The 22,519-nt window shown below is 70.2% G+C and carries 17 protein-coding genes and 2 pseudogenes; 12 read left to right on the forward strand and 7 right to left on the reverse strand.

The annotated features are described in order from the left end of the window. Positions 1–22: 22 nt before the first annotated feature. Entirely contained in the window at positions 23–949 is a 927-nt protein-coding gene (locus tag ACFVAV_RS09095) for a neutral zinc metallopeptidase (protein WP_379032380.1), read from the reverse strand. Between the two features lie 198 nt (positions 950–1,147). Between ACFVAV_RS09095 and aspS the strand changes: the two genes are divergently transcribed. Together aspS and ACFVAV_RS09105 are read left to right on the forward strand one after the other, a co-directional pair. Beyond that, on the forward strand, positions 1,148–2,965 hold the full coding sequence (gene aspS, locus ACFVAV_RS09100) for an aspartate--tRNA ligase (protein ID WP_379032383.1): 1,818 nt from the start codon (positions 1,148–1,150) through the stop codon (positions 2,963–2,965). Positions 2,966–3,041: 76 nt separating this feature from the next. Beyond that, positions 3,042–4,010 carry a DUF389 domain-containing protein gene (locus ACFVAV_RS09105; protein ID WP_379032386.1) on the forward strand — a complete coding sequence of 323 codons (969 nt, stop codon included), beginning with the start codon at positions 3,042–3,044 and terminating at the stop codon, positions 4,008–4,010. A 9-nt stretch (positions 4,011–4,019) separates the two neighbouring features. Here the strand turns inward: ACFVAV_RS09105 and ACFVAV_RS09110 are convergent, their stop codons facing one another. Next, positions 4,020–5,039, reverse strand: a complete 1,020-nt coding sequence (locus ACFVAV_RS09110; RefSeq protein ID WP_379032389.1) for a hypothetical protein — start codon at positions 5,037–5,039, stop codon at positions 4,020–4,022. Between the two features lie 193 nt (positions 5,040–5,232). Here ACFVAV_RS09110 and ACFVAV_RS09115 point away from each other — a divergent pair, with 193 nt between their 5' ends. Together ACFVAV_RS09115 and ACFVAV_RS09120 are read left to right on the forward strand one after the other, a co-directional pair. Beyond that, positions 5,233–6,402 (forward strand): phosphotransferase family protein, encoded by a 1,170-nt coding sequence (locus tag ACFVAV_RS09115; protein ID WP_379032392.1) that lies wholly within the window; start codon positions 5,233–5,235, stop codon positions 6,400–6,402. 188 nt (positions 6,403–6,590) lie between these two features. Continuing rightward, a pseudogene (locus ACFVAV_RS09120) lies at positions 6,591–6,857 on the forward strand (acyltransferase family protein); the annotation flags it as partial. Between the two features lie 186 nt (positions 6,858–7,043). Here ACFVAV_RS09120 and ACFVAV_RS09125 read toward each other — a convergent pair. After that, positions 7,044–8,726: an alkaline phosphatase D family protein gene (locus tag ACFVAV_RS09125; RefSeq protein WP_379032394.1), complete on the reverse strand. Its 1,683-nt coding sequence runs from the start codon at positions 8,724–8,726 to the stop codon at positions 7,044–7,046. 86 nt (positions 8,727–8,812) lie between these two features. On the opposite strand from ACFVAV_RS09125, the gene ACFVAV_RS09130 reads away from it, so the two are divergent. The 6 genes from ACFVAV_RS09130 to ACFVAV_RS09155 all read left to right on the forward strand — a co-directional run bounded on the left by ACFVAV_RS09130 (position 8,813) and on the right by ACFVAV_RS09155 (position 16,339). Beyond that, positions 8,813–10,189, forward strand: coding sequence for a replication-associated recombination protein A (locus ACFVAV_RS09130; protein WP_379033552.1), 1,377 nt, complete (start codon positions 8,813–8,815; stop codon positions 10,187–10,189). A gap of 75 nt (positions 10,190–10,264) precedes the next feature. After that, positions 10,265–12,931: an alanine--tRNA ligase gene (alaS, locus tag ACFVAV_RS09135; protein WP_379032397.1), complete on the forward strand. Its 2,667-nt coding sequence runs from the start codon at positions 10,265–10,267 to the stop codon at positions 12,929–12,931. Next, the gene (ruvX, locus tag ACFVAV_RS09140) at positions 12,931–13,497 is read left to right on the forward strand and encodes a Holliday junction resolvase RuvX (RefSeq protein ID WP_379032400.1); all 567 of its coding nucleotides are present in this window, start codon (positions 12,931–12,933) and stop codon (positions 13,495–13,497) included. Before alaS ends, ruvX begins: the two co-directional genes overlap by 1 nt. Then, positions 13,494–15,038: an endolytic transglycosylase MltG gene (gene mltG, locus ACFVAV_RS09145; RefSeq protein ID WP_379032403.1), complete on the forward strand. Its 1,545-nt coding sequence runs from the start codon at positions 13,494–13,496 to the stop codon at positions 15,036–15,038. Before ruvX ends, mltG begins: the two co-directional genes overlap by 4 nt. Then, complete coding sequence (locus ACFVAV_RS09150; protein ID WP_379032406.1) at positions 15,031–15,843, forward strand: shikimate dehydrogenase; 813 nt, start codon at positions 15,031–15,033, stop codon at positions 15,841–15,843. The genes mltG and ACFVAV_RS09150 overlap by 8 nt, the downstream gene beginning before the upstream one ends. 49 nt (positions 15,844–15,892) lie before the next feature. Continuing rightward, positions 15,893–16,339: a B-4DMT family transporter gene (locus ACFVAV_RS09155; RefSeq protein WP_379032409.1), complete on the forward strand. Its 447-nt coding sequence runs from the start codon at positions 15,893–15,895 to the stop codon at positions 16,337–16,339. A gap of 50 nt (positions 16,340–16,389) precedes the next feature. Here ACFVAV_RS09155 and aroB read toward each other — a convergent pair whose 3' ends face one another. The 4 genes and pseudogenes from aroB to ACFVAV_RS09175 form a co-directional block, all read right to left on the reverse strand. Next, positions 16,390–17,505 (reverse strand): 3-dehydroquinate synthase, encoded by a 1,116-nt coding sequence (gene aroB / locus ACFVAV_RS09160; protein ID WP_189023672.1) that lies wholly within the window; start codon positions 17,503–17,505, stop codon positions 16,390–16,392. A gap of 605 nt (positions 17,506–18,110) precedes the next feature. Then, a pseudogene (locus ACFVAV_RS09165) lies at positions 18,111–18,614 on the reverse strand (shikimate kinase); the annotation flags it as partial. 125 nt (positions 18,615–18,739) lie between these two features. Continuing rightward, the gene (gene aroC / locus ACFVAV_RS09170) at positions 18,740–19,948 is read right to left on the reverse strand and encodes a chorismate synthase (RefSeq protein ID WP_379033555.1); all 1,209 of its coding nucleotides are present in this window, start codon (positions 19,946–19,948) and stop codon (positions 18,740–18,742) included. A 185-nt stretch (positions 19,949–20,133) separates the two neighbouring features. Further along, positions 20,134–20,607, reverse strand: coding sequence for a prepilin peptidase (locus ACFVAV_RS09175; RefSeq protein ID WP_379032412.1), 474 nt, complete (start codon positions 20,605–20,607; stop codon positions 20,134–20,136). Between the two features lie 176 nt (positions 20,608–20,783). On the opposite strand from ACFVAV_RS09175, the gene ACFVAV_RS09180 reads away from it, so the two are divergent. Continuing rightward, positions 20,784–21,905 (forward strand): M24 family metallopeptidase, encoded by a 1,122-nt coding sequence (locus ACFVAV_RS09180; protein WP_379032415.1) that lies wholly within the window; start codon positions 20,784–20,786, stop codon positions 21,903–21,905. A 49-nt stretch (positions 21,906–21,954) separates the two neighbouring features. Continuing rightward, positions 21,955–22,518 (forward strand): elongation factor P, encoded by a 564-nt coding sequence (gene efp, locus ACFVAV_RS09185; protein ID WP_379032418.1) that lies wholly within the window; start codon positions 21,955–21,957, stop codon positions 22,516–22,518. Position 22,519 lies beyond the last annotated feature (1 nt).

A 22,519-nucleotide genomic window follows, 5' to 3' on the forward strand; every position in this document is an offset into this window, starting at 1 on the left:
TGTGTCGGTGTCGCGTCGGGGGTCAGCGTAGCCCGGGCGGGTTGTTCAGGTCACTCGCGGAATAGGTATCGCAGGCCTTGACCGAACCGGTCTTGTAGCCGGTGAGGAACCACTTCTGGCGCTGCTCGGACGACCCGTGCGTCCACGATTCGGGGTTGACGCCGCGCCCGGCGGAACGCTGGATGCGGTCGTCGCCGACGGCGTTGGCGGCCGAGAGCGCGTCGCGGATGTCGTTGTCCGACAGCGGCTTCAGGAACGGCTGGGTGCTGCCCGGCGCGGGCTGCTTGTCGGCGAAATGGGCCCAGATGCCCGCGTAGCAGTCGGCCTGCAGCTCGGTGCGCACCGCGCCGGACTTGGCGCCCTGCGGGTCGCGCTGGGCCCGGCCGATGTCGCCGAGCTGGTTCTGGATGTGGTGGCCGACCTCGTGGGCCACCACGTACTCCTGGGCCAGCGGGCCCGCGCTGGCGCCGAACCGGTCGGTGAGATCCTGGAAGAAGGCGGTGTCGAAGTAGGCGGTCTGGTCGGCGGGGCAGTAGAACGGGCCGACGTCGCTGGTGGCATTGCCGCAGCCGGTCGACACGGCGCCGGAGAACAGCACCAGCTCGGGCTCGACGTAGCGTTGACCGGTCTGCTCGGGCAGCTCCTGCGACCACACCCCGTCCAGGCTCTGCGCGGTCGCGACCACCCGGCAGTCGACGTACTTGTTCGCGTCGGCGCCGGTCTTGCAGTGGCTGGGGGTGCCCGCGGTGCCCGGCTGACTCTGCTGGGTGTCCTGCACGCCGGTGAAGTTGCCGAGCACCGACCCGGGATCACCGCCGAGGAGCAGCGTGATCACGAGCAGGATCAGACCGCCCGCGCCGCCGCCGACGGCGAGCTTGCCGCCCATACCGGGCCCGCCGCCCGAGGAAGCCCGGCCGGGATCGATCTCCATACCTTCGTTGAAGGTCATCGCGGTACTCGCCTTCGCTCGTTGTCCAGCTGTCCTGCAGCGCGATTCACCGCAGGCGGACCCCTCGCCCGCGGGCATGCGTCACAAGCTTGACACGGCCGGCCGAGATATCGGTTTTCCCTCGGGGATCGTGTCTCACTACGATGGCAGTGCACCTGGTCTTCTCCGCCGGTGCGACGAGTCGTCGAAAGGAATACCGTGCTGCGCACCCACTTGGCTGGTTCGCTGCGAAGCGAGCACGCCGGTCAGACCGTCACCCTCACCGGCTGGGTGGCCCGGCGTCGTGACCACGGTGGCGTGACCTTCATCGATCTGCGCGACGCCTCCGGTGTCGCGCAGGTGGTTTTCCGCGAGGGCGAAGCTGCCGAACAGGCCCACAAGCTCCGCGCGGAATTCTGTGTGCAGGTCACCGGTGTGGTGGAGCAGCGTCCCGACGGCAACGAGAACCCCGACCTGCCGACCGGCCAGATCGAGGTCAACGTCACCGACCTGGTCGTGCTCAACGAGAGCGCCCCGCTGCCGTTCCAGCTCGACGAGACCCCCGGCGACGAAGCCCGCCTCAAGTACCGCTACCTCGACCTGCGCCGCGAAGGACCCGGCCACGCCATCCGGCTGCGCTCCAAGGTCAACGCCGCCGCCCGCGAGGTGCTGGCCCGCCACGAGTTCATCGAGGTGGAGACCCCCACGCTGACCCGCTCGACCCCCGAGGGCGCCCGCGACTTCCTGGTCCCCGCGCGTCTGCAGCCGGGCAGCTTCTACGCCCTGCCGCAGAGCCCGCAGCTGTTCAAGCAGTTGCTGATGGTCGGCGGCATCGAGCGCTACTTCCAGATCGCGCGCTGCTACCGCGACGAGGACTTCCGCGCCGACCGTCAGCCCGAGTTCACCCAGCTCGACCTCGAGATGAGCTTCGTGCGCCAGGAGGACGTGATCCTGCTGGCCGAGGACATCCTGACCGCGCTGTGGAAGCTGGTCGGGCACGACATCGCGACCCCGATCCCGCACATGACCTACGCGGAGGCGATGCGCCGCTTCGGTTCGGACAAGCCCGATCTGCGCTTCGGTGTCGAGATCACCGAGCTCACCGATTACTTCAAGGACACCCCGTTCCGGGTGTTCCAGTCCGAGTACGTCGGCGCGGTCGTCATGCCGGGCGGCGCGAGCCAGCCGCGGCGTCAGCTCGACGCCTGGCAGGAATGGGCCAAGCAGCGCGGCGCCAAGGGCCTGGCCTACATCCTGATCAACGAGGACGGCACCCTGGGCGGCCCCGTCGCCAAGAACCTGACCGACGCCGAGCGTGAGGGACTGGCCAAGCAGGTCGGCGCCGAGCCGGGCGACTGCGTGTTCTTCGCCGCGGGTGCGGTCAAGTCGAGCCGGGCCCTGCTCGGCGCCGCGCGCGGCGAGATCGCCCGCAAGTGCGACCTCATCGACCCGAACGCCTGGGCCTTCGTCTGGATCGTCGACGCCCCGATGTTCGAGCCCACCGCCGAGGCGACCGCCAGCGGTGACGTCGCGCTGGGCTACTCGGCCTGGACCGCGGTGCACCACGCGTTCACCTCGCCCAAGCCCGAGTCGATCGACACCTTCGACACCGACCCGGGTTCGGCGCTTGCCTACGCCTACGACATCGTCTGCAACGGCAACGAGATCGGTGGCGGTTCCATTCGTATCCACCGCCGCGACGTGCAGGAACGCGTGTTCAAGGTGATGGGCATCGGCCACGACGAGGCGCAGGAGAAGTTCGGCTTCCTGCTCGACGCCTTCGCCTACGGCGCCCCGCCGCACGGCGGCCTCGCCTTCGGCTGGGACCGCATCACCGCGCTGCTGGCGGGCGAGGACTCGATCCGCGAGGTGATCGCGTTCCCGAAGACCGGTGGCGGCGTCGACCCGCTCACCGACGCGCCCGCGCCGATCACCGCGCAGCAGCGCAAGGAAGCGGGCATCGACGCCAAGCCCGAGGTCAAGGGCGACGGCAAGGCCGCCGCTGACGCGCCGAAAGCCGTTGCCGCCGAGAAATAGCGGTCGCCGATCGTAGCCGGTACCTTCTGGTCAGTTCTCGTGTCGCCCTCGGCGGCACCGACCAGAAGGGCCACCGGTGCTGCATCTGCGTGTGATCAGTCCGCCCGAGCAGACCGACGCCCTCGTGCGGGCGCTCGAAGCCGACGCGGGGGTCACCCATCTGACGGTCGCGCGCGGGATCGCCGTGGAACCACACGGCGATCTCGTGCAGGCCGACGTGGCGCGCGAGGCCGCCAACAAGGTTCTCGCCGACGTCAAGGCCCTCGGGATCGAGCAGACCGGTGGCATCACGCTCGGACCCGTCGAAGTGGTGCTCTCCGATGCCGCCGACCGGGCGATCAGGGCCGCGCCCGGTGACCCGAGCGAAGCCGTGGTCTGGGAGCAGCTGATCGAGGAGACCCACGAGGAGTCCTCGCTCAACGCCACCTTCGTCGCGTTCCTGACCATCGCCTGCCTGCTGGCCTCGGTCGGTGTGGCGACGAACTCCCCGGTCACCATCGTCGGCGCGATGGTGGTCGGCCCCGAGTTCGGTCCGCTGGCGGCGCTGTCGGTGGCGCTGGTGCGCCGCAACTGGCGGCTGGCGCGGCGCTCGGTGATCGCGCTGGCCGTGGCCTTCCCGGCGGCGATGGTGATCACGCTGGCCGCGACCCTGCTGTGGGAGCAGCTCGGCTGGATCACCACCGAAGGCGTCGTCGGCGCCCACGATGTGGACTTCATCTACCAGGTCGGGCCGTTCTCGCTGGTCGTGGCGATCCTGGCCGGCGCGGCGGGCATGCTGTCGCTGGTGACGGCGAAATCGGCGGCCCTGATCGGCGTGTTCATCTCCGTCACCACGGTGCCCGCCGCCGGGTACGCGGTGGTGGCGGCGACCATCGGCCAGTGGCAGCGCGCGTTCGAGTCGGCGGGTCAGCTGGCGGTGAACCTGCTCGGCATCGTCGTCGCCGGCGTCCTCGTGCTCGAGCTGCGGCCGCGCGCGGGCGACGAGGAAGGTCCGGTCGGCCGGTTCAAGCGGGCCATCGGGATGCGCACCCCGCTCGAGCACTGAACCCCGGGTTCAGACCCGGGCGACCGGCCCCGCGGTGAGCATCCGGTAGGCGTAGGTCACCGCGATCGCGCACACCGGACCGGCGACGAACAGGCCGAGCCCGCACAGCGCCGCGCCGACGAGGGTGACCAGCGTGACCGTCAGCGCGAGCAGCAGCGAGGCCCACACATTGGCCAGCACCAGCACCGCGCTCGCCTTGATCGCCTCCAGCGGACCGTAGTCCTGATCGATGACGAAGTGCAGCGAGAACATGCACAGGAATCCGACGACCAGGCCCGGCAGCAGGCACAGCGACGAGGCGAGCAGGGTCGCGGCGAAGGCCAGCAGGGCCGTCAGCAAGACATTGCCCGCGTTCACGAATCGGAAGAACGATCCGAAAGCCGGTGGGTAACCGTCGGTTTCGTAGAGCGCGCCGCGGATCATCACCGCCTGCAGCAGCCACAGCGACACCGCGACCGTCAGGAACAGGAACAGCACGGTGAACAGCGAGGTGGGATCGAAAATCTGGACGATCGCGAGGACAGCTAGATAGATGAGCACCCCGACCGCGGTGACGCCGAGCCACGGACCCGGATTGGTGCGGAACCGCTCCCAGCCGTAGCTCAGCGAGCGGCCGACATCGAGCGCTTGTGTTCCCGAATGGTAGTAACCCGGCGTCTGCCCGCCGCCGATGGCCGACACGCCGGGCGCGGGGGCGGCGGCGTACCCGAGGTTGTCCGGTCTCGCCTGCGGCGCGGCGTAGCCGGGACCGGTGCCCGCGGGCCCGTACTGTGGTGCGGCGGGACCCGGACCGGCAATCGGCGGTGCGGGCTCGAGCGGTTCCTCGCCGTACTGCGCGGCGCCGGGGCCTTCGAATTGCGGATAGCCTGCGCCACCGGCCATTCCATGCCTGCTCGGCCCGGAACCGGACGTGGGCGGCTGACCCTGGCCCTCGTGGCGGCCGGTGTCCTCGGCGAACTGTCCGCCACCGCCGGATCGCGGCGGTCCACCCGGTGAATCGCTCGATGCGGCGTACGGTGTGTCGGTCACTGTGGTAGACCTTTCGACTCAACCGGTTTGCGGTGTGGCGCACAGCAGTTGACGTTGAGAAAACCCGACGACAGTCGGGTGTGTCAAGCGAACAGTCACACTCGCGCAACCTCGGTGCCAACACGCCGGGCGACGCGGAAAGGTTGTGTAACCGCTCGCTAGAAGTGACCAGGTACGAGTAGCTTGAGAGGCGATGACCGCACTATTGGCCGAACGCGCCGCCGACGTCGTGTCCGCAGCACAACAGTTGCTCACAAAGCGAATGGGTGCTCCGGTGAAGCTGAGCGATCCGATGGAGCTCAGTGGCAGTGGTAGGACGACAGTCCTACGCGTGCGTGTTGCGGAAAACGCTTTCTCGTTGCCGCGCACGCTGATCGTGAAGCAGGTGCGCGGTTCCGCTCAGGACCGCAGCACCGGTGGCATGGCGCCCGGAGTCACCAACATCGACGCGGCATTCCTGCGCGAGGCGGTGTCCTACCAGTTCACCACCGCGCTGAGCCGCGAACAGCGCCCCGGTGCCTACCTGATCGCGCACAGCGTGCCCGACCGGCTCCTCGTGCTGTCCGATCTGGGCGACAACGCGTTGCTCACCTCCGTCCTGCAGACCCGCACCGAGCCGGGCACCCGCAACGCGCTGATGGCCTTCGCGCAGGCGCTGGGCCGGATGCACGCCGCCACCGTCGGCCGGGAGCCGGACTTCGTCGCCCTGATGCGCCGGGTCGACTCGGTGCATCGCGTCGACGGGATCGCCCAGCAGGCCCAGGCCGCGATCGCCGACGTCCCCGGGCTGCTCGAGGCCGAACTCGGCATCGAGGTGCCCGGCGAGATCGCCGAGCGCATCGTGCACGGCAATCGCCTGTTCACCGGCGGCCGGTATCGCGCGTTCAGCCCGTCGGATCTGTGCCCCGACAACGTGATCATGAACGACGAAGGCGCCCGGTTCCTCGACTACGAGTGGGGTGGTTTCCGCGACGCCACCCTCGACATCGCCTACGCGCTCGTGTCGTTCCCTGGCTGCCTCTGCGATTTCGAGCTCTCGCGCGGCCGCGCCAGGGAAATGGTCGAGGCCTGGCGCTCGGTCGTGGTCGGGGTGTGGCCGTCGCTGGCCGACGACACCGTACTGGCCGAGCGGATCCTCGAGGCGCGCCTGATCTGGGTGTGGCTGTCCACCTACTGGTTCCTGCCCGCCGATCACACCCGCATCGCCACCGCGCGCGAACACGGGCTGTCCGTGCCGCGCTCGGAAGCCCTGATCAACCGCTGGTCGGCGCTGGCCGAGGACGCGCGGGTGACCGGCGACGACGCGGTCGGCGACTTCGCCGAGCAGGTGTCGGCGATGCTGGAAGAGCGCTGGGCGGAGTAACCGAGCCATACGAACGCAGGGGGGTTGCGTGTTTCGAGCTATGGCGCGATGTCTGAACCCGACGTAGCTTCGCAAGGATTTCCCATGGACGACCGACGCAATGGCTGACGCTCGGCATGCAAGTAATGCCGCTCTTCTTTCTTGCTGGCGGATTCACCGCAGCCCATTCGTGAACCAGGCGGAAGCGCGAATCCGCGGAGTGGGCGCACAGCCGGGCGCTTCGCCTGCTCCTGCCCACTGCCGTGTATGTCGGCATCGCGGTCCCGATTCTCGCTCTTGCCGGCGCGCTCGGGCTGAGCACCGACATTCGCGGAGCTGTCGGCTGGTTGCCGGCGTTGCATTTCTGGTTTCTGCCGGTCTATCTGATCGTCTCCACCTTGACGCCGTGGCTGTTCGCCGTGCACACCCGATGGGGTTTGTCGCTGCCGATCGTGCTCGGTGGTGCCGGGGCCGCGATCGACTATCGTCCTGGCAGGCTGGATGACAGCGTTCCTGCCGCTGTGTTTCTGGACGTTTTCCGGGCTGGGGTATCGAAGCGTTCTGAATTGGCCGGCGTTGCTCATGTTCGCTGCGGGAACGGTGATCCTGGTCCGATTGTCGATTCAGTCCGGCGCTGCCGACTAGTTTCCGCGGCGGCGTGCTCAGGGCACCGGGGTCGGCCTCGGTTCGACGCGCCCACCCGCCGGGACGGCGAACGACGCGCCGTGCCGCACGCCGGTCGCCGGGTCGGTGACGTCGGCGACGTAGAACCAGTCCATCTGCGCCTGTGCCGGGGTCACCTCGAGCACGCCGAAACCGTGCGAGTCGAGTTCGGTGTAGCGCAGGTGGTGATTGGCCGCCTTGATGGCCTCTTCGGCCGGGACCGACGCGGTGCGCGGCGGCATCTTCAGCAGATCGCCGACGCTGGCGGAGGTGACCGACGGGATGACGAACTCCGCGCCGACCGTCGGCCCGCCCGGGTAGTTCGCGGCGTCCAGCGGCAGATCGGCAGCCCAGGAGGTGTGGATGTCGCCGGTGAGGAACACGACGTCGCCCACCTTGTTGTCGGCGATGGTCCGGAACAGGGTGCGCCGGTCGGCGGTGTAGCCGTCCCACTGGTCGCCGTTGACGGTCAGGCCGCCCTGCGGCACGCCGAGCGCCTCGGTGATCGCCTGGGTGGTCGCCGGTTCCAGCGGCGGGAACACCAGGGGCGCGACCATCACCGAGTTGCCGATCAGCTTCCACCGCGCGGGGGAGGAGGTCAGACCAGCGGTCAGCCAGTCCATCTGGGCGCGGCCGGTGATGGTGCGGGCCGGGTCGTCGGCGTGGCGCCAGCCCGCGCCGGGGCCCGCCTCGTGGTCGCGGTAGCTGCGCAGATCGAGCATCGACAGTTCGGCGAGGGTGCCGAACCGCAGTCTGCGGTAGATCTGCACCTCGGTGCCGGTGCGGGCGGCGCGCACCGGCATCCACTCCAGGTAGGCCTGCGCGGAGGCGGCGCGGCGGGCGCTCCACGGACCGTGCACGGCGGGGTCGTGGTTCTCCGAGCCCTCGCGCCAGGAGTTGTCGGCCGACTCGTGGTCGTCCCAGGTGCAGATGAACGGCACCGACGCGTGCAGCGCCATCAGGTCGGGGTCGGTCTTGTACTGGCCGTGCCGGGTGCGGTAGTCGGTCAGGCTGACGATCTCGGCGGCCGGATCGTGCGCGCGCACCGCGCCGCTGCGTCCGGTGTACTTGCCGCGGCCGTACTCGTAGATGTAGTCACCCAGGTGCACGACCGCGTCCAGATCGGTGCGGGCGGCCAGGTGCCGGTAGGAGCCGAACCAGCCTGCTTCCCAGTTGGAGCAGGAGACCAGGCCCAGGCGCAGGCGCTCGACGTCGCTGTCGTTCGCGGGCGCGGTCCGGGTGCGGCCGATCGGGGACGTCTCGCCGAGGGCGGTGAAGCGGTAGAAGTAGTCGGTGGCGGGCGCAAGGCCGGTCGCGTCGACCTTCACGGTGTGGTCGCTGTCGGCGGTGGTGGTCACCGTGCCCGAGGCGGCGATGCCGGCGAAGGACTCGTTCGCGGAGATCTCCCAGCGGACCGTCGCGGGCGCGCCCAGGCCGGAGCCCGGGGTGGCCTCGTCGGTGACGCTGACGCGGGTCCACAGGATCACCGCGCCGGGCAGCGGGTCACCGGAGGCGACACCGTGCCGGAACACCGCACTCGCCGCATGCGCCGTCGCGGTACTCAGCACCAGCACCGCGGCCGCGGCCGCCGCCGTCCCGCCGGTGAACAGGGTGCGCCGGGCGAACTGCCCTGTCGCGGAGGAGATGACGGCGTTGTTTTCGACCACGAGGAGCGATCTCATCCCACGGACCGGCTTACGCGCAAGTCCTGTTCGTAAAGTTGGTCAATCGTTCAACGTCGCGTCGGGCCGCCTCCGCCGCCGCGAACCTGTCCGACCGCGTCGGTACCCTGCTGAACGTGAGCGAGAGCCTGTTCGACGTGCCCGGAGAACACGCCGCGCCCGAGCACGGTCTCGACGCGGTGGTCCGGCGTGACCCCGGTGCGCCGCTGGCGGTCCGGATGCGGCCGCAGTCGCTCGACGAGGTGATCGGCCAGCAGCATCTGCTCGGTCCCGGCTCGCCGTTGCGCCGCCTGGTCGAGGGTTCGGGCGCGGCGTCGGTGCTGCTCTACGGCCCGCCGGGCACCGGCAAGACCACCCTGGCCTCGCTGCTGTCGCAGGCCACCGGCCGCCGGTTCGAGGCGCTGTCGGCGCTGTCGGCGGGTGTCAAGGAAGTCCGTGCCGTCATCGATGTGGCGCGCCGCAGGCTGTCGGTCGGGGAGCAGACCGTCCTGTTCATCGACGAGGTGCACCGGTTCTCCAAGACCCAGCAGGACGCGCTGCTGGCCGCGGTCGAGAACCGGATCGTGCTGCTCGTCGGCGCGACCACGGAGAACCCGTCGTTCTCGGTGGTGTCGCCGCTGCTGTCGCGCTCACTGGTACTGCAACTGCAGTCGCTCACGCCCGCGGACATCCGGCAGGTCCTCGATCGCGCGATCGCCGACCCGCGCGGGCTCGACGGGCAGTACACGGTGTCCGACGACGCGCTCGACCACATCGTCCGGATCGCCGGCGGTGACGCGCGTCGCGCGCTGACCGCGCTGGAGGCGTCGGCCGAGTCGTCCCTCGACGGCCTCGTCGACGTGGAACTGGTCGAGGCCAGCGTCGACAAGGCCGCCGTCCGCTACGACCGCGCGGGCGATCAGCACTACGACGTGATCAGCGCCTTCATCAAGTCCATCCGCGGCTCCGACGTCGACGCCGCCCTGCACTACCTGGCGCGCATGCTCACCGCGGGCGAGGACCCCCGCTTCATCGCCCGCCGCCTGATGATCCACGCCAGCGAGGACATCGGCATGGCCGACCCGATGGCCCTGCAGACCGCCACCGCCGCCGCCCAGGTGGTGCAGCTGGTCGGCCTGCCCGAGGCCAAGCTGGCCCTGGCCCAGGCCACCATCCACCTCGCCACCGCGCCCAAGTCCGGCGCGGTGACCTCGGCGCTGGGCGCCGCCATGGCCGACATCGCCGCGGGCAAGGCGGGCGCGGTACCCCCGCATCTGCGCGACGGCCACTACGCGGGTGCCGCCGCCCTCGGCAACGCGCAGGGCTACAGATTCCCGCACAACGCCCGCGAGGGTGTCCTCGCCCAGCAGTACCCGCCCGACGACCTGGTCGGCACCGACTACTACCAGCCGACCGACCACGGCTTCGAGCGCGAGGTCGGCGGCAGGCTCGGCAAACTGCGCCGCATCATCCGCGGGAAGTAGCCCCGCGCGCAGTGTCGCCGAGACCACGGACTCCGGCGGAAAACAGGTGGAATGCAGGCGGTAAGCTGGACTGCTGTGCAGACCCACGAGATTAGACGGCGTTTCCTGGACCATTTCGTCCGTGCCGGACACACCGAGGTGCCCAGTGCCTCGCTGATCCTGGCCGACCCCAACCTGCTGTTCGTCAACGCAGGCATGGTCCAGTTCAAGCCGTATTTCCTGGGGCAGGAGGCGCCGCCGTATTCGCGCGCCACGAGCGTGCAGAAGTGCGTGCGCACCGGTGATATCGACGAGGTCGGCGTCACCACTCGCCACAACACGTTCTTCCAGATGGCGGGCAACTTCTCCTTCGGCGACTACTTCAAGGAGGGTGCCATCACCCTCGCCTGGGAGCTGATCTCCAAGTCCCAGGAGGAGGGCGGCTTCGGTTTCGATCCCGAACGCATCTGGGTGACCGCCTACGAGTCGGACCCGGAGGCCGCGGAGATCTGGCATCGCGTCGCCGGAATCCCGAAGGAGCGGATCCAGTTCCGCGACGGCAAGGACAACTACTGGGACATGGGCGTGCCCGGTCCCGGTGGCCCCTGCTCGGAGATCTACTACGACCGCGGCCCCGCCTACGGCAAGGAAGGCGGCCCGGTCGCCGACGAGGATCGCTACCTCGAGATCTGGAACCTGGTCTTCATGCAGGACATCCGCGGTGAGCTGAGCCCCAAGCTGGGTCACCCGCCGGTCGGTTCGCTGCCGAGGAAGAACATCGACACCGGGATGGGTGTCGAGCGCGTCGCCATGCTCCTGCAGGGTGTGGAGAACGTCTACGAGACCGATCTGCTGCGCCCGATCATCGACAAGGCCGAGGAGCTGACCGGCCGTTCCTACGGCGTCGAGCACGCCGACGACGTGCGTTTCCGCGTCATCGCCGACCACGTCCGCAGCTCGGCGATGCTGATCGCCGACGGCGTGAACCCCGGCAACGACGGCCGTGGCTACGTGCTGCGCCGCCTGCTGCGCCGCATCGTGCGCTCGGCCCGCCTGCTCGGCGCCGAGAAGCCGGTGATGGCCGAGCTGATGAAGGTCGTCTCCGACCTGATGTCGCCGTCGTACCCGGAACTCGGCACCGACTTCGCCCGCATCGACACCGTCGCGGTGGGCGAGGAGACCGCCTTCCTGAAGACCCTGAACACCGGTGAGACCCTCTTCGACAACGCCGCCACCGCGGTGAAGTCCAAGGGCGGCAAGCAGATCACCGGTTCGGACGCCTTCGCGCTGCACGACACCTACGGCTTCCCGATCGACCTCACCCTCGAAATGGCCGCCGAGGCGGGCCTCTCGGTGGACGAGGAGGGCTTCCGCTCGCTCATGGCCGAGCAGCGCAAGCGCGCCAAGGACGACGCCCAGGCCCGCAAGCACGCGCACGCCGACCTGACCGTCTACAAGGAACTGGTCGACCGCGGCGCCACCGAGTTCACCGGCTTCGACGAGCTCACCTCCGAGGCGAAGGTGCTGGCCCTGATCGCCGACGGCGTGCGGGTGCCCGCCGCCCAGGCCGGTGCCGATATCGAGGTCATCCTCGACCGCAGCCCGATGTACGCCGAGTCCGGCGGCCAGATCGCCGACCGCGGCACCATCACCGCCTCCGGTCTGAAGCTGCGCATCAACGACGTGCAGAAGATCGCCAAGAAGCTGTGGGTGCACAAGGCCACCGTCGAGCAGGGCCAGATCACCGAGGGCGATGTCGTGCTCGCGCAGGCCGATCCGGCGTGGCGCAAGGGCGCCACCCAGGGCCACTCCGGCACGCACATGGTCCATGCGGCGCTGCGTCAGGTGCTCGGTCCCAACGCTGTGCAGGCAGGCTCGCTGAACAAGCCGGGCTACCTGCGTTTCGACTTCAACTGGCAGGGTGCGCTGACCGACCAGCAGAAGGCCGACATCGAGGCCGTCTCCAATGACGCCGTCGGTGCGAACTTCCCGGTGAACACCTTCGTCACCGACCTGCCCAACGCCAAGAAGATGGGTGCGATGGCCCTCTTCGGCGAGAACTACGGCGACGAGGTGCGCGTCGTGGAGATCGGCGGCCCGTTCTCGATGGAGCTGTGTGGCGGCACGCACGTCGAGCACTCCTCGCAGATCGGCCCGATCACCGTGCTCGGTGAGTCCTCGGTCGGTTCGGGTGTGCGGCGCGTCGAGGCCTTCGTCGGCCTGGACTCCTACCGGTACCTGGCCAAGGAGCGCGCGCTGCTGGCCGGTGTCGCGTCCTCGCTGAAGGTGCCCTCGGACGAGGTGCCCGGCCGGGTCGAGCAGCTCGTGGAGCGGCTCAAGGTGGCCGAGAAGGAACTCGAGCGCACCAAGATCGCCGCGGTGCTGTCCTCGGCGGGCACGTTCGTCGAGCAGGCCGAGCGGATCGGCTCGCTGCTGCTGGTCGCCGCCGCGGCGCCCGCGGGCGTCGCCGCGGGCGACCTGCGCACCCTGGCCACCGACATCCGTGGCCGGTTCGGCAGCGATCCCGCGGTGGTCGTGCTGCTCGGCAACACCGAGGGCAAGGCGCCGTTCGTGGTGTCGGTCAACAAGGCGGCCCAGGATCTCGGGATCAAGGCAGGCGATCTGGTCGCGAGCTTCGGCCCGAGCATCGCCGGTCGCGGTGGTGGCAAGCCGGAGATGGCGCAGGGCTCGGGTTCGGATCCGTCGGGTATCCCGGCCGGTCTGGCCGCGGTCCGTGCCCGGGTGGCCGAACTCGCCGGCTGATGTCCGCCACTGCTGGTCCGGCGGAACAGGACCCGGCCGACCGCCCGGACGCGGCGACCGACCCCGGACGGGGCCGCCGCATCGCCATCGATGTCGGCAGCGTCCGGATCGGGGTCGCCTCCAGCGACCCCGACGGCATCCTCGCGACTCCGGTGGAGACCGTGCCGCGCGCCAAACCGGCGAAATCCGGCGGGCGCGCGGCCGGTCCACCCGCCGACATCAAAAGAATTGCCGACATTGTGCGGGAGTACGAAGCCGTCGAGGTGGTCATCGGGCTCCCGCGCACGTTGCGCGGTGAAAACGGCACCGCGGCCACCATCGCGCGCAAGTTTGCCCGAGAGTTGCGCCGGGTGATCGACCCGATTCCGATACGCCTTTCCGACGAACGTTTGACTACGGTATCTGCTGCACGTGCGCTGCGCGACAGCGGAGTTCGCGCACGTGGCCAGCGGCAGGTGATCGACCAGGCAGCAGCCGTGTCGATTCTGCAAGGATGGTTGGACGAGCGGAGTTCGGTGTTGAAGGACGCAGCAGACACGGCAAGCGTGGTCGGAGATGATGCATGACCGACCGATGGGCCAGGGCCGAGGAACGCTACCGGGCGCGGGAAGCTGATCGGCGCTACCCCCGGCGCGACGACTGGGGTCTGGACGCCCGCACGGCCCGCGACGAGCCGCCCGCGGCCGAGCCCCCCGGCTGGGACGACGATGACGGCACCGATGTCATCCCGCGCTACGAGGACGAGGTCTACGACGACGAGCCCGAGCCCGAGCCGGAACCCGAACCGGCCGCAGCGCCCCGTCGCGTCGGCCAGCGGCCGCCCGCGGGCGGGGCAGGCGCGGCCGGACGGGCCAAAGCCGAGCGTGGGCGCGGCAAAGAGGCCTCGGGCCGTGGCAAGGCGCCGTCGGGGCGGAGCAAGCGATCGCGGATCGCCTCGCGCAAGGCGGCCGAGCGTAAACGTCGCCGCCGCAACCTCTGGGTCGTCGGCGCGGTCCTCGTCGTGTTGTTCGTCTCCGCCGCCGGTTTCGCCGGCTACAAGCTGATGAGCAGTTTCGCCCCGCCCGCGGATTTCGCCGGTCCGCCCGGTGCGCTCGTCGTTGTCCAGGTGCATTCCGGTGACACCGCGACGCAGATCGCCGGTGCCATGCACGAGCGCGGCGTGGTCGCCAGCCGCGAAGCCTTCTACGAAGCGGCCGTACGGAACTCGGGCATGAACAGCGTGCAGCCGGGGTACTACGCGGTCGGCGTGAACAGCCCGGCCGCCGCCGCCGTCACGACGCTGGTCGGCGGGAAGTCGCGAGTCGGCAACGTGACCGTCTCCGAGGGCCGGTTGCTGCACGACAAGCACGACGCGAGCACCGGTGGGCGATACGACGGCATCTACCGCAAGGTCGCGCAGGCCAGCTGCTACGGCGCCGACCAGAAGAAATGCGTGACCTACGAACAGCTCGACGCCGCGGGCGCGAGTGCGGACCTGGCCGGACTAGGCGTGCCCGAATGGGCGATGAAGGGCGTGCGGGAATCCCCGGACCGGTCCAGGCAGCTGGAAGGTCTGATCGCGGCGGGCACGTGGGATTTCGATCCGAGCGGGACACCGCAGCAGATCTTGCGGCAGTTGGTGACCGCGAGTGTGCAGCGCTACGAGTCGACCGGACTGCTGCAGTCGGGTCTCACCACGAGCCTGACACCGTACGAGACCCTGGTCGCCGCCTCCCTGGTGGAGCGTGAGGCTAAACCGCAGGACATGAGCAAAGTGGCCCGGGTGATCGTGAATCGGCTGAAGGTCGACCAGATGCTGCAGTTCGACTCGACGGTGAACTACACCCTGGACACCACCGAGGTGGCCACCACCAACGCCGATCGTGCCCGGGAAACCGCGTGGAACACCTATGCGATGCAGGGCTTGCCCGTGACTCCGATCGCGGCCCCGTCGCTGGACGCGTTGCGGGCCATGGAGAATCCGGCGCCGGGGGAGTGGCTGTACTTCGTCACCGTCGACAAGGAGGGCACCACCCTGTTCACCGACAGCTATCAGGAACACCTGCGGCTGGTCACCCAGGCGCAGCGCAGCGGCATCCTCGACAGCTCCCGGCCCTACGGTGGCTGAGCTTCGCAAGGCGGCGGTGCTCGGCAAGCCGATCGCGCACTCGCGTTCGCCCCAGCTGCACCTGGCCGCCTACCGCGCGCTCGGCCTCGACTGGACCTACGAGCGGATCGAATGCGGTGCCGCGCGGCTGCCCGGGCTCGTCGGCGGCCTCGGCCCGGAATGGGTCGGGCTCTCGGTGACCATGCCGGGTAAGGAAGCGGCGCTGGCCTTCGCCGACGAGCGCACCGAGCGGGCCGTGCTGGTCGGCTCGGCCAACACCCTGGTCCGCACCGAGACCGGGTGGCGGGCGGACTGCACCGACGTCGACGGCGTGTTCGGCGCCCTGCGCGGCGGCGGCGTCGAGGCGATCGACGAGGCCGTGGTGCTCGGTGCGGGCGGTACGGCACGGCCCGCGCTGCTCGCGCTGTCGGAACTGGGCGCGAAGTCGGTCACCGTGATCGCGCGCGATGCCGGTCGGGCCCGCAGCGCGGTGGAGCTGGCCGAGCGGCTCGGCATGCGGCCATCGGTCGTGCCGCTCGACGCGGAGCGGGTGCGCGCGGTGTGTGCGTCGGCAGGGGCCGTGGTCAGTACCGTGCCCGCCGAGGCGGCCGCGACGATCGCCGAGGCCGTTGCCGTCGCGCCGGTCGTCCTCGACGCGATCTACAACCCCTGGCCGACCCCGCTGGCCGCCGCGGTCGAGGCGGCCGGGCACACGGTCGTCAGCGGCCTGCAGATGCTGCTGAACCAGGCCTACGGTCAGGTCGAGCAGTTCACCGGCCTGCCGGCGCCGCGCGCGGAGATGGCCGCGGCGCTCGCGAGTACCTGATCCGCGGAATTGATACCTGTTCTAGTTTTTACGGGTTAAGGTGTTGCTCATGACCGCTTGGGTGTTGCGAGCCACCGTTCTCGGCGCGTTGGTCGTCGCCTTACGGCTGCTGCTCGGATTCGCGATGGCGTTCGCGCCGACCTACGGCACCGTGTGGCGTATGGCCTGCCTCGTGGTGCTCGTGGCCGTCGTCGTCGCCTGGGGCGTGCGCGACGGCCGTTCGGGCACTGCCGCCGATCTCACCGTGCGCTGGCTGTCCGCGGGCGCCGTCGCCGGTCTCGCCAGCGGCGCGGTGTGCTGGGTGCTCGATCAGCTGCCGAGGATCGAACTCGGCGATTCCGGGGCGCTGTTCGAACTGACATCCGCCGCGGCGTTCATCATGCTGCTGATCTTCTTGCCCGCGCTGGCCGGTGTCGCGTTCGGTCACCGCCGCGGGCGGCGCGCCACCGAATCCGCTGCTCCCGTCACCGAACCGGAGTTCGCGCCCGCTACCTGAGACTCGGGGTGATCGTGCCCGGCAGGTTTTCCTGCCGGGCACGACCCGTCTCAGAGCAGGATGGGACCGCCGGTGGAGCCTTCGCGGGCGATCGCCGAGTAGGCCGCCGCCAGCAGCGACGGATCCGGTCCTTCGAGGCGGCCGGGCTTGGCCAGGCCGTCGAGCACCACGAAACGCAGCACTCCGGAGCGGGTCTTCTTGTCGGTCTGCATCGCGTCCATCAGCTGTGGCAGCGCGTCACCGTCGTAGGTGACCGGCAGGCCGACGCTCTCCAGGATGGTGCGGTGCCGGTCGGCGGTGGCGTCGTCGAGGCGACCCGCCAGCCTGCCCAGCTCGGCCGCGAAGACCAGGCCGACGGACACGGCGGCGCCGTGGCGCCAGCGGTAGCGCTCGCGGCGCTCCACGGCGTGGCCCAGGGTGTGCCCGTAGTTCAGGATCTCGCGCAGGCTCGACTCCTTGAGGTCGGCCGCGACGACGTCGGCCTTGACCTGGATGGCCCGCCGGATCAGTTCGGGCAGCACGTCACCGGTGGGGTCGAGAGCGGCCTCCGGGTCGGCTTCGATGAGGTCCAGGATCACCGGGTCGGCGATGAAACCGGCCTTGATGATCTCGGCCATGCCCGCCACGATCTCGTTGCGGGGGACCGTCTCCAGGGTGGCGAGGTCGACCAGCACGGCGCTCGGCTCGTGGAAGCTGCCGACGAGGTTCTTGCCCGCCTCGGTGTTGATGCCGGTCTTACCGCCGACCGCCGCGTCGACCATCGCCAGCAGCGTGGTCGGCACGTGCACGATGCGCACGCCGCGCATCCAGGTGGCGGCCACGAAGCCGGCCAGGTCGGTGGCCGCGCCGCCGCCGAGGCTCACGATGGCGTCGTTGCGGGTCAGCCCGATCCGGCCGAGCACCTCCCAGCAGAACCCGGCCACGGCCAGGTCCTTGCCGTCCTCGGCGTCGGGGATCTCGATGCGGTGCGCGTCGATCCCGGTGTCGGCCAGCGCTTTCCGCACCACCTCGGCGGTTTCGGCCAGCGGTGGCTGATGGAAGATCGCCACGGTCCGCACGGCGTTGCCCGCGGTGACCGCCTCGACGAGGTCGCCGAGCAGCCCGCGGCCGATGATCACCGGGTACGGGTCGGCGGTGCGGACCTGGATGGTGGTCGGCTCTGTCACGTGCGCTGCTCCGATTCTTTCTGGTCGTTGTTCTTGCGTCTGCCGCCGCGTCGCCGCGGCCTGTTGCGTCGCGTGCGATCGCCCTGCGCCGCCTCGCCGGACTGGCCCGCTCCGGTCCGCTGCCCGGTCGGCGCCGGTGCGCCGGTGCGCTGGCCCGCCGGGCGCTCTGGCGATGCGGCGCCGGACTGCGCCGCGTGCTCGGCGCCCCCCGTGCGCGCGGCGGCCCTGCCGTCGGCGTCCCGGTTCGTCCCCGCGGTCGAGCGGATGCGGACACCACCGCGGCGGGATCTGGTCCGCCGCGACCGTCGGGTCCCGGTCGTGCGTGCACCGGCGGCCTCGCCCTGCGGTGTGCCGCTGCGAGTGCCCGCGGTGTCACCGGTCGGTGCGGTGTCGGTTCCGGATCGTGTTGTCGCTGAACCGGTCCGGTCGATCGTGTTCTGCTCGTTCGCCCGGCGGGCGGCCGCGGCGCGCGCCCTGGCACGGCGCCGCGCCCTGGACCGATTGCTGCCGATGCCGGGCCTGCTGGTGACCGAACCCGAAGCGGCAGAGCCGGTTCCACCGGTGTTGCGCTCGGCCTCGAGGTCGGTGCGCACCGATTCCAGGCCGAGCTTGGCCAGGATCATCCGCACCACCCGGCCGGGACTGCGTCCGTCGGTGCGCACCCGAACGGTGGCGACCTCGCGGTAGAGCGGGCGCCGGATGCGCATCAGTTCGCGGTACTTGGCGCCGGGATCGGTGCCGTTGAGCAGCGGCCTGGCATTGCTCGAACCGGTGCGCCGAAGTCCTTCGCCCACACTGATTTCCAGGTAGACCACGGTCGCCCCGCGCAGCACCTCGCGGGTCTGCGCCGACAGCACCGACCCACCGCCGAGGGAGACGACGCCGTCGTGTTCGAGCACGGCCCGGCGCACCACCTCCTCTTCGATCCGGCGGAACTCCGGTTCACCGTCGGTGGCGAAGATCTCGGGGATGGTGCGGCCGGTGTCGGCCTCGATCCCGGCGTCGGTGTCGTAGAGCTCGACCCCGAGTTCCCTGGCCAGCTTGCGCCCGATCGTCGACTTGCCCGAGCCGGGTGGCCCGACCAGCACGACGCGCGCGCGAGGTGCGATCGCCTGCTCGGTGTCCGCGGTCTCGCCGGCAGTACTGGGCGAGTCGCCGGCGGACCTTTCGGTGCCGACAGTCGGTGGGGGGCCCGCGTCGTTGTCCTCCGCGGCCCCCTCCTGCCCCGGCCCGGTCACGACGTACGGCTGTCCGCGGGCACGTGCGGGCGGTTGCCGATCCGCTTGACGTAACTGGTGATGTTGTCGAGGGTCTCGGCCAGCGAGTCGCCGCCGAACTTCTCCAGCGCGGCCTGCGCCAGCACCAGCGCCACCATCGATTCGGCGACCACGGCCGCCGCGGGCACCGCGCACACGTCCGAGCGCTGGTGGATGGCGACGGCTTCCTCGCCGCTGGACATGTCGACGGTCGCCAGCGCGCGCGGAACGGTCGAGATCGGCTTCATCGCGGCGCGCACCCGCAGGGCTTCGCCGTTGGTCATGCCGCCTTCGAGGCCGCCCGCCCGGTTGGTCGAGCGCAGCACGCCGTCGGGGCCGGGACGCATCTCGTCGTGCGCCTGGCTGCCACGCCTGCGCGCGGTCTCGAAACCGTCGCCCACCTCGACGCCCTTGATCGCCTGAATGCCCATGAGGGCCGCGGCCAGGCGCGAGTCGAGCCGCTGCTCACCGCTGGTGAACGAACCGAGCCCGATGGGCAGGCCTGCGACGATCACCTCGACGACGCCGCCGAGGGTGTCGCCGTCCTTCTTGGCCGCCTCGATCTCGGCGATCATCGCCGCTTCGGCGTCGGCGTCGAACGCGCGGACCGGGCTGGCATCGACCGCGTCGAGATCGTGCGGGCCGGGGATGACACCGGTGGTGTTGGCCGCGGTGCCGATGGACACGACGTGCGAGATCACCTCGGCGCCGAAGGCCTGGCGCAGGAAGTTACGGGCGACGGTGCCCGCCGCGACGCGGGCCGCGGTCTCGCGCGCACTGGCTCGCTCGAGGATCGGCCGGGCATCGTCGAAGTTGTACTTGAGCATGCCGGAGTAGTCGGCGTGCCCGGGGCGCGGACGGGTGAGCGGCGCGTTGCGCGCCATCCCGGCGAGCTCGGCTTCGTCGACCGGGTCGGCCGACATCACCTCGGTCCACTTGGGCCACTCGGAGTTGGCGATCTCGATCGCGACCGGACCACCCATGGTCCGGCCGTGGCGCACGCCACCGACCAGGGTGACCTTGTCGGCCTCGAACTTCATGCGGGCGCCGCGCCCGTAACCGAGCCGACGGCGCGCGAGCTGTGCGGAGACATCGTCCGATGTCACCTCGACTCCGGCGACCATCCCTTCCAGGAGGGCAACGAGAGCGGGACCATGGGATTCTCCGGCAGTTATCCAGCGCAACACGCCGACCATCTTCCCATGTCGACGCGCGTGGGCGGGCACGCGGTCCGACGTGACGAGCGGCACGTCGGTGGTGCGCAGGGCCGCGCGGTGGCGGCCACCCGCCCGATCGTGCTGCACCGACCCGCTCCGGAACACCACCGGGGGTGCCGCGTCAGGTGCGTGATCGGCTCGGCGCGTCGCGGCGGTCATGCCAGCGCCATCGCGGTCACGGTCGCCAGGCACATGGCCGGACCGTGCGGCATCACGCGCCGGGACGGCGCCGACCGCACGTCCTCGGCCGAGTGTCCCAGCGCCGAGCGCAGCCAGTGCACGCCGAGCACCACCGCCGCGGCCGTCGCGGTGAGCAGCGGCGCGGCGATCGCGGCCCACACCCAGGCGGGGGGCCCGGCGATCGCGGCGGCGGCGCCCAGGCTCACCGCGAGTTTCACGTCACCGGCGCCCAGCGCGGCGGGCGAGAGCAGATGGGTGACCAGATACGGCATCGTCAACAACGCGGCCCCGATCACCGCCGTCGCCACGTTGTCCGTGCACAGGGCGTACAGGAACACCGCACCGGCACCGGCGCCGGTGAGCGCGTTGGGGAGCCGGCGGGCATGGATATCGAGGACACCGAGCAGCAGGCACCAGGCGATGAGCAGGCAGAACGCGGCAGTGGTCATGGTGTCGATCGTGCTGCGCCCGGCCCGGCGGAGCGAGGCCTCGACCGCGAATGTGGACAACTCCGGGCGATGTGGACAACACCGTCTCCAGTTGTGGCGCCGACGGATGCGCCCACGCCGCGAAAAGTGCCGGGTTCGGTGCCGACGTGTCGCTCGTTCGGCGGTAGCGTTGACCCATGTGTGCTGACTACACGGGTCCCGATTTCGCGGCACGACGCGGCGCCCTGCGGAACCTGCTGGTGGAGAACGGCGTCGACGCGCTGCTGGTGACCGATCTGGTCAACATCCGCTACCTGACCGGCTTCACCGGCTCCAATGCCGTGCTGCTCGTGCACTCCTGGGACATGCGTGGCGCCGAGGACCGCACCGTCATCGGCACCGACGGCCGCTACTCCGCCCAGGTGGCCCAGCAGGTGCCCGACCTGCGGGCCGAGATCTCGCGGGCCACCGCGCGCCGCATCCTCGAGCTGGCGGGGGAGTGGCAACTCGGCCGGGTCGGCTTCGAGAGCCATGTGGTGACCGTCGCCGAGCACCAGTCGTTCCAGGAACAGCGGACCGGGCTGCAACTGGTGCCGACCAACGGCCTGGTCGAGCAGCTGCGCATGGTCAAGGACCCCTACGAGATCGCCCAGCTGCGCGCCGCCTGCGCGGCGGCCGACGCCGGCCTGGCGAGCCTGCTCGAGCGCGGCCTGATCCGGCCCGGCCGCACCGAACGCCAGGTGGCGCGCGACCTCGAATGGGCGATGTTCGAGCACGGCGCCGAAGCCGTCTCGTTCGAGACGATCGTCGCCGCCGGCGTGAACTCCGCCGTTCCGCATCACCGCCCGACCGGCGCGGTGCTGGCCACGGGCGACTTCGTGAAACTCGACTTCGGCGCCGTCGTCGACGGCTACCACTCCGACATGACCCGCACGCTCGTGCTCGGCGCGCCCGAGGACTGGCAGCGCGAGATCTACGAACTGGTCGCCCGCTCGCAGCGGGCGGGCCGGGAGGCGCTGAAACCGGGCGCCGAGACCGCCGAGGTCGACGCGGCCGCCCGGGGCGTCATCGAGGACGCGGGTTACGGCCCGCAGTTCGTGCACGGCCTCGGACACGGGGTCGGGCTGCAGATCCACGAAGCGCCGGGAGTGGCGAAAACGAGTACCGGTACACTTCTTGCTGGCGTGGCGGTGACCGTCGAACCAGGTGTGTACCTTCCCGGCCGCGGCGGGGTCCGGATCGAGGACACGCTCGTGGTGCGCGAAGGGGCCCCGGACCTGCTCACCCTCACCAGCAAGGACCTGACCGTCGTCGAGTGACGCCGGTCCCCCAGAGACCGCAGTAAACGAACGAGGAGATCCGAGGACAGTGGCGGACACCAGCGACTTCAAGAACGGCCTTGTGCTGAAGATCGACGGTCAGCTCCAGCAGATCGTCGAATTCCAGCACGTGAAGCCGGGTAAGGGCCCCGCCTTCGTGCGGACCAAGCTGAAGAACGTCGTGTCCGGCAAGGTCGTCGACAAGACCTTCAACGCGGGTGTCAAGGTCGAGACCGCGACGGTCGACCGTCGCGACATGACCTACCTGTACCACGACGGCACCGACTACATCTTCATGGACGGTGACACCTTCGACCAGATCTCCATCCCGGAGGCCACCATCGGTCAGGGTGCGCGGTTCCTGCTGGAGAACATGAGCGTGCAGGTCGCGGTGCACGAGAACGCGCCGCTGTACGTCGAGCTTCCCGTCACGATCGAGCTCGTCGTGCAGCACACCGACATCGGCCTGCAGGGTGACCGCTCCACCGGTGGCACCAAGCCCGCCACCCTGGAGACCGGCGCCGAGGTGCAGGTCCCGCTGTTCATCAACACCGGTGACAAGCTGAAAATCGACTCGCGCGACGGCAGCTACCTCGGCCGCGTCAACGCCTGAT

The sequence above is a fragment of the Nocardia sp. NPDC057663 genome, from assembly GCF_042799895.1.
GTDB lineage: Bacteria > Actinomycetota > Actinomycetes > Mycobacteriales > Mycobacteriaceae > Nocardia.